The organism is Bacteroidota bacterium (genome assembly GCA_039111535.1).
In the GTDB taxonomy this organism is placed as follows: domain Bacteria; phylum Bacteroidota; class Rhodothermia; order Rhodothermales; family JAHQVL01; genus JBCCIM01.
The window spans coordinates 1-6,941 of the sequence record JBCCIM010000267.1; the positions used below are offsets into that span (position 1 = coordinate 1).

4 protein-coding genes are annotated in these 6,941 nt (G+C 50.0%); 1 reads left to right on the forward strand and 3 read right to left on the reverse strand.

What is annotated here, in order from left to right:
• The 3 genes from AAF564_24950 to AAF564_24960 form a co-directional block, all read right to left on the reverse strand.
• On the reverse strand, positions 1-1,904 hold a 1,904-nt coding region (locus AAF564_24950), incomplete at its 3' end, for a VCBS repeat-containing protein (GenBank protein MEM8488817.1).
• Positions 1,858-3,297 (reverse strand): c-type cytochrome domain-containing protein, encoded by a 1,440-nt coding sequence (locus AAF564_24955; GenBank protein MEM8488818.1) that lies wholly within the window; start codon positions 3,295-3,297, stop codon positions 1,858-1,860. The genes AAF564_24950 and AAF564_24955, both read right to left, overlap by 47 nt.
• Positions 3,298-3,475: 178 nt before the next feature.
• The gene (locus AAF564_24960) at positions 3,476-5,062 is read right to left on the reverse strand and encodes a choice-of-anchor B family protein (protein ID MEM8488819.1); all 1,587 of its coding nucleotides are present in this window, start codon (positions 5,060-5,062) and stop codon (positions 3,476-3,478) included.
• A gap of 546 nt (positions 5,063-5,608) precedes the next feature.
• Between AAF564_24960 and AAF564_24965 the strand changes: the two genes are divergently transcribed.
• Positions 5,609-6,190, forward strand: coding sequence for an ATP-dependent Clp protease proteolytic subunit (locus AAF564_24965; GenBank protein ID MEM8488820.1), 582 nt, complete (start codon positions 5,609-5,611; stop codon positions 6,188-6,190).
• The last annotated feature ends 751 nt before the right edge of the window (positions 6,191-6,941 follow it).

Below are 6,941 nucleotides of genomic sequence, written 5' to 3' on the forward strand. Positions count from 1 at the left end.
ATCGCTGCTTGCGGCAACGGTGAATCGATGACCTCAGTATTGGCAGGGACCGTTTGATTTTCAAAGTACTGTAATCCACCTGTCAACGAGCCGATAACAAGGTCGAAATCATTGTCTGCATCCAGGTCGGCCAGTGCCGGCGTAATTCTACGCACATCAGACAATCCAAACACATCTTCAGCAAGGGTAAACGCCGGCGCATCAGCACTACCTGTATTCGTATACAAAAGGACGCCATCCTGGTCCGTACCAACCACCAGATCCTGATCGCCGTCTGCATCGATATCCAGAAAAACAGGCACACTGCGACGGCCGGCGTCGATGCCCTGCCAGTTTTCAATGGGGGTAGCAAAAACGGGCGCTGAAGTTGAACCGGTGTTCTGATAAAAATTGAGCGTCCCATTGGCTTCGCCGGCAATCACATCCAGGTCATCATCCCCATCTAAATCAACCAGTACCGGCGTGCTGTTGCTACCGGCGGGGAGATCGAGTAGTGCTTCATCAACAAGCGAATAACCGGCGATGCCCGTTCCATCCTGCCGCAGATACTGTATAGGGCCCTGCCATGAACCTACAAGCATATCAGCATCTCCATCTGCATCCAGATCGCCAAAAGCAGGGGCATAATTGAATGCCGGCGCAAGCGCCAACTGCCCATCCTGATAAAACGCCGGCGACATCGCGTCCCCGCGGTTTTCGAAAAAATACACTGCAGCCGTTTCAAGCGTGTTGGGATCCAGGCTGTTGCTTACATACAGATCGAGATCACCGTCGCCATCTCCGTCGTGCAATACCGGCAAACTGTCGCTTCCAAAATCGAGGTTTGACAAGAATCGGGATGTCTGCTGATTTAACCCGCCATCTTCATTGCCCTGAAAGAAGAGCATATTGTCCGCAAGGTTGCTTGAGGCCGAAAAGGCGCCCCCCAGTACACCTACGAGCAGGTCGATAACACCATCACCGTTAACATCACCAAACGTCGGCGCGTTGTATCCACTGGACACAAGCGGATCATTCAAAGGAAAGTCGGCAGACTCACCTGAAAAATCAGGTAGATCGCAGGTCCCTTTGTTTTCGAAGTAGAGCAATCCGGACTCAAAGAAGTCCCCCCAAAACAAATCCTGGTCCTCATCACCATCAAAATCAACAAACGCCAGGGTGTTGGCACCATGACGCGCCGCATCGCTGTTTTGCTTGCCCGTTTCTCCAACAATTTCTATGTCCTGAAACCGCTCATCTGCCAATGCAAATTGCGGAACACCTTCGACATCAAACTGGACCAGTTCGTACCGCCGGATGGTCCCGTCGAGCCGGCCAACAAACAAATCAGGGAGCCCATCACAATCTATGTCGGTGACGTTCGGGATATTCTGTCGATCAGCAAAGAGTGGCTCCCCGTTTTGTTCGAACAATGTGTCTGCAACCAATTCAAAAACAGGGACTTCAGCGCTGCCGGTGTTTTCGAAATACTGGACAAAGCTGAACGATCGTTCAGTTAACAGGTCCAGATCCTGGTCCCCGTCGATATCGGCAAAACGAAACCATTCGCCTACGGTGAGTTGCTGGAAGTGACTGCTTTCAAGTGAGAAGGGGGTCGCAGCAGCCGGGTTATGCTCGAAAAACATGATTTGATTCGACCGCTCTTGCAGGAAGAGGTCGACATCCCCATCCGCATCAATATCTACAAATTGGGGACGCGGGGTATTGAATCCATCAAGGAAAGGCAGTTGGTACGGCACCTCCATCTCGTCAAAAACGGGAAAAGGTGTAATCTGCCGCAGGAGGGGGATGGATTGCGCGACGGCCTGGTAGCTGTTGACCAGGCCGGCGAGCAAAAAAAGAAAGCAGACTAACGCACTACGGTACAATTGCAGAGAGGCCGGCCGGGAATCGTCCAACTTCAATTACCTTTTCGATGGTGTTGGTTGCGGTGTTGATTACAACAACAGTGCCTTTGTCCTGGTTTGTACCAAAATCATAGCGGGGCGTAAAACCGCCGGCCATGTTTCTGTTTGAGATGTAGACATAGTCCCCATCAGGCGTAATGGATGCACCGTGGGGCTGCGAAAGGCCATCACCGGTAATGGTCTGCAAAATGGTGAAGTTGTTCATATCGAGTACTGAAACCGAATTACTGTTCAGGTTACCGACATATACCTGAGAACCGTCAGGCGTCCATACGGGATGCCATGGCTGGTTGTCCACTTCGATCGCACCGATGCGGATGATACCTGGAGGCGAAGCGCTGTCAAGGATTACGACCTGATTGGAAGACTGGCCGGTTGCCACCATTCGAGAGCCGTCAGGCGAAATGGCAAACTGCACAAACGAATGGAACGGAGCCGCAAGCAGGGTGAAGGTGACTTCATCGGTTGACGTGTTAACCGTCATGACCCGGTTTTCGTTTAGACTACCCGTGTGCACAAATTCCCCTGAAGGATCTACAGCAAGTGCATGTGGACGGGAGAAAAACACATCGATTTCGCGAACGCTTCGGTCAAGCTGCGTAATGGCGGCGATGCTTTGCGGCGGCGTCACAGCTGTTAGCGAACGGCCGGCGTAAACTTCATCTTTGACACCATTAACGGCCAGTATCCCCGGGGTCTCAAAATCGACACAGCCTTCAAACAATGGGCGGTTTTGGGAGCCATTGGAAAACTCACAAACTTTGTTGTCTCCAATCAGAGATACATACCAAGTATCACCAGTCGGATCAACGGCCACATGATGAGGCTTTGCATTGGGAGTGAAGAGGTCGGAATTCAATTCAACCAGGTCTACATTCCGTATAACCGTCTGAGACTCGGTATCAATAATGGAGATAAGTGCATCGTTCTGATTGGGCACATACAACAATTCAGACGCATCGCCATAAGGCACGGAACCATCATCAAACAGCGCACCACCATCTATCCAGCGCTTCAAAAAAGTAATCTCACCTTGCCCAAGTGTATCTGCCGACAATTCGAATGGGTGTGGTCCGCCAACAAGTTTGGTGACCATATTTATCATCAAACTATTGTCCCCATCAAAGGCGATGAGTGCGCTACCGTTATTCCCGCCAGCAACCAGATTCTCCCAGCTATCAAGCCTGAGCCCTTCAGCGGCATCAGTGCCCGCATGGCACCTGGTACAATATCTATCAAATATGGGCTGGATATGGTTGACGTAGCTGATATCTGCTGTTTGGATCTGTGTATAATCCAGCGCTGAGGGTGGGGTTACAAGCTCACAACCCGCAACAGCGACCACGCTTAACAATATCAGCGAAAGAATTCGCCCGAGATATATCTTCATCTTCGATCTGTGATGGTATCAATTTCAGGATACCGAGATGCGCCCTTCAATATGATGGGATAATTTTTTATCCAATAGAAAATACTGCCTACTCAAGAACACACCTTGGGAGGGTAAATCTATGGTAAAAAAACTTAAAGTGCTAGTCTAAGTGGAATTCGTAACCCGTTGTCTTTATTTACCTTATGAGGGTAACAACGCGAGAGAGGGCAGATGTCTCACTGGTCGCACGAATGATGTACTTGCCATTTGGCAGCGTGCTGGCTTCGAACGAGACAACCTGTGGTGCATCGGGAACGATGCGGCCTTCGAACAGCACAGCGACTTGCCGGCCAAGCATGTCATATACAAGCACTTCGGTTTGCTGCGTCTGATCAACCGTGAGCGTGATAGATGTCTGCTCATCAAACGGGTTAGGATAAGGTGCACTCAAGGTGAGCTGCGTAGGAAGCTCCGCTTCTTCAACGGCTGTACCAACTACGTTTGTTGTCACAAGGAAAAGCCCTTCTGAACCACTGCTGACAGCAATAACCCCACTTTCGAAAAACGGATAATTGCTCCAGGAGCCGTCGAAGCTGACGTTATTGACGCTGGGTACGGTGTCGAAGAAAGACACTTCTACAGGATTTGCGGGATCAGAAACGTCTAGAATACGCAATCCTGCGGTATAGTTGGACTGGAAGAGGAGTCCGTTTTTGTAATACATATTGTGATCGATCACCGGCGTAGCTGCGATGTGTTCTTTGAGAACCACTGGATCGTCGAGGTCTTCGAGGTCCCAGACGATTGTCTTGGTATTGTTGCCGCGCCGGCCTTCGTCCAGTTCATCATCCTGGAAGAAATAGCGGTGATCATCTGAGAACCAGCCCTGGTGTACATATTCTACTTGCGGGTAGGTACCCTGAGCAAGGGCAACAGGGTTGTCCTTGTCCGTCACGTCCGCAATGCTGATGGCGTTTTCATTTGAGCCGATGCAAATTTCTTTGCCGGCGTGTTCTGCATCCGGGCCGTTGTAAACAACACATTGTGCATCATGGCTGTAGCCGCGGCTCGTCATTGAATCAGAAAAGCAGCCGGCAAAGGATGCGTTGAGCGGATCAGTGACATTGATCATGTGCAACCCACCGCCACACGTTGTGCCGCCCCCATTGGCGCCAACAGCATAAGCAAAGCCCGTATCTTCGTTTATAACAATGTTGTGCGCCTTGCTGAACATATCGTAGTGGGCGGTTTCGGTAAACAACTGCGGCGGCGAAGCCACAGCGCGGAGCTGTGCGAGGTCAAAAATCTGCATGCCATGTCCGCTTGCCTCAGAGACGATGAAGGCATGGTTGTTATATACCTTAATGTCTCGCCATGTTGAAGGGGTCGTATGGGTTGGCAAGTACCCCAAAACAACCGGGTTTTCCGGATCGGAAATATCAACAAATGAAGTGCCTCCGCGCATACCCTGCAGCACGTATTCTTTGTTGTCCATCGGGTCGGTCCATCCCCAGACATCATTGGTTTCGAGCGGGCGGGTGCTGTCGAGCCCGCCGGCAAGATCTGCATTGGTCACAAAAGACATCAGATCAGAAAGCTGGCAGGGAAACCCGGATGCAAATCCATTCTGACAGACCACCTTGGCGCCTGTAATAGACTGAGATTTGGCGCTAGCCACCTGATCACCAGCAGCCTGGCGGATTTTATGTTTGTCCTGTGCTGAAAGATTGCCTGTGCAAATCAACAGGAGAACAACAAAAAGTGTAGCAATACGGGATGTCATAAGTAGGCAGGGATATGGTGGTTACAGATGCGGGGGTATGGATACTGCAGGCCTGGCGGCGATGGCCCGCGGAATCGTTTGCGCGTTCACATTTTACTCGCTATGCACAGAACGAACCACTGAAATTCTGATACATCAACTCGGGGTATCGTCAAAATACTGACAAAAACTAAGCCAAGTAGGTGCAATTCATAAAGAAAGATAATACCTAATTTGCACATTCATAATACGATCAGTGCTGTTGAATTGTAAAAAACGCAAAGCGAACCGATAAGAACTCCTGTCAAGTGGCAGGGAGGTAGAAAAAAAGCAGGTTTTTCGGGAAATGACTTATCTCAGAACCCCTACCGGGCGATATACAGAATCAAGTCGCATTCCCGGCAACCTGTCATTAACTAATCTGTTATAGACTTTCAGTGTGTTGCTCTCGCAACACCGTTTGCTGTGTCGTATTAGCTACGTCGTATTTAGAAGTAGACATCTCTTTGGCCTGAAAATACTGCAGCAACCGTATTGTGAAATAGAAAATGAAGTAGTTGATATTGTATGGAGAACAAACCAAACCAACCTGTACCTGAAAGCCTTGCCAGTCGGCTGTTTGATTCAAGAACAATCATCATCAGCGGCGAAATCAACCAGAAACTGGCAGCAAGTGTTGTTGCACAGTTAATCGGAATGGCGGCAGAGTCAGACGGTGATATTACCCTGTTTATCAACTCGCAGGGCGGCCATGTGGAAGCCGGCGATACGATTCATGACATGATCCGCTTTATTCGCCCAACTGTGCGCATCATTGGCACAGGCTGGGTGGCAAGCGCCGGCGCATTGATCTTTGTATCTGTCCCCCTCGAAAACCGCTACTGCCTCCCGAACACACGCTTCCTGCTACACCAGCCTGCCGGCGGCGCAGGGGGTACTGCGAGTGATATCGAAATTGAAGCGGGCGAAATTCTCAAAATGCGCAAGCGTCTCAACGAGATTTTTGCTAAGCAGACGGATCAGACCCTCGAAAGAATCGAAAAAGACACCAACCGTAACTTCTGGCTGACAGCCAAAGATGCCAAGTCTTACGGCCTGGTTGGGCAGATTGTCGAAACCATCGACGAAGTCCTCAAGGACACCAAGTAACCCTTTTTGTAGGTGGCGCAACCCGGACAGGAGCCCCTGTCCGGTCATTGCCCGCGCCAAAACGCTATACGCAGGAAAGCCTGAGTCAATTGAATATTGACTCAGGCTTTCTTATGCTAGGAGGACTATCAGACTTGAAATGTATTGTTGCGGTTCAGAAGTGCTTGGATACGGCAACAATTTTACTTAAACTTTTCGCAGGTAAGCCAGGCTTCCCCCACCCGGAAGCCTGGCATCTCTGCGACGCTATCGCTCTATCACTGTCTTTAGAAATGCGGAGACAGATTTGCTTGGGTTCACCAGCAGTTGTCTCTCCATTAAATACAAGTTCTTGCTTCCCCCACCCGGAAGCTGTGATCTTGCGTGGATTAACAAAAGCCCGCGAACATCAGATGTGCTTTGAGAAAGAAATGAAACTGGCAACACTCCATCATGTGTACCAGCTTTTAAGTGATTCCAATCTACGAAATCAGATAGGGGCTTGTCTGTAGGTACGACTTCGGAATAGTGCGTGAGACAAATCCCCTACACTGGTTAGCCTTTTCTTACAAAGACATCTCCCTGCCACCTGTGCCCGCACACGTCTGCTAAAAAATGGCACGATAGTTTAACCTACTTACATCAACGGCCAGGATACGTCCAGATTTGATACACCACACCCGGGTGAACAAGATGTCAAGACCTCTATAAACCAAAAAATTCGCAGCTAGGCCCGACTTCCCCCACCCGGAAGCCCTGACCTAACTGCGAC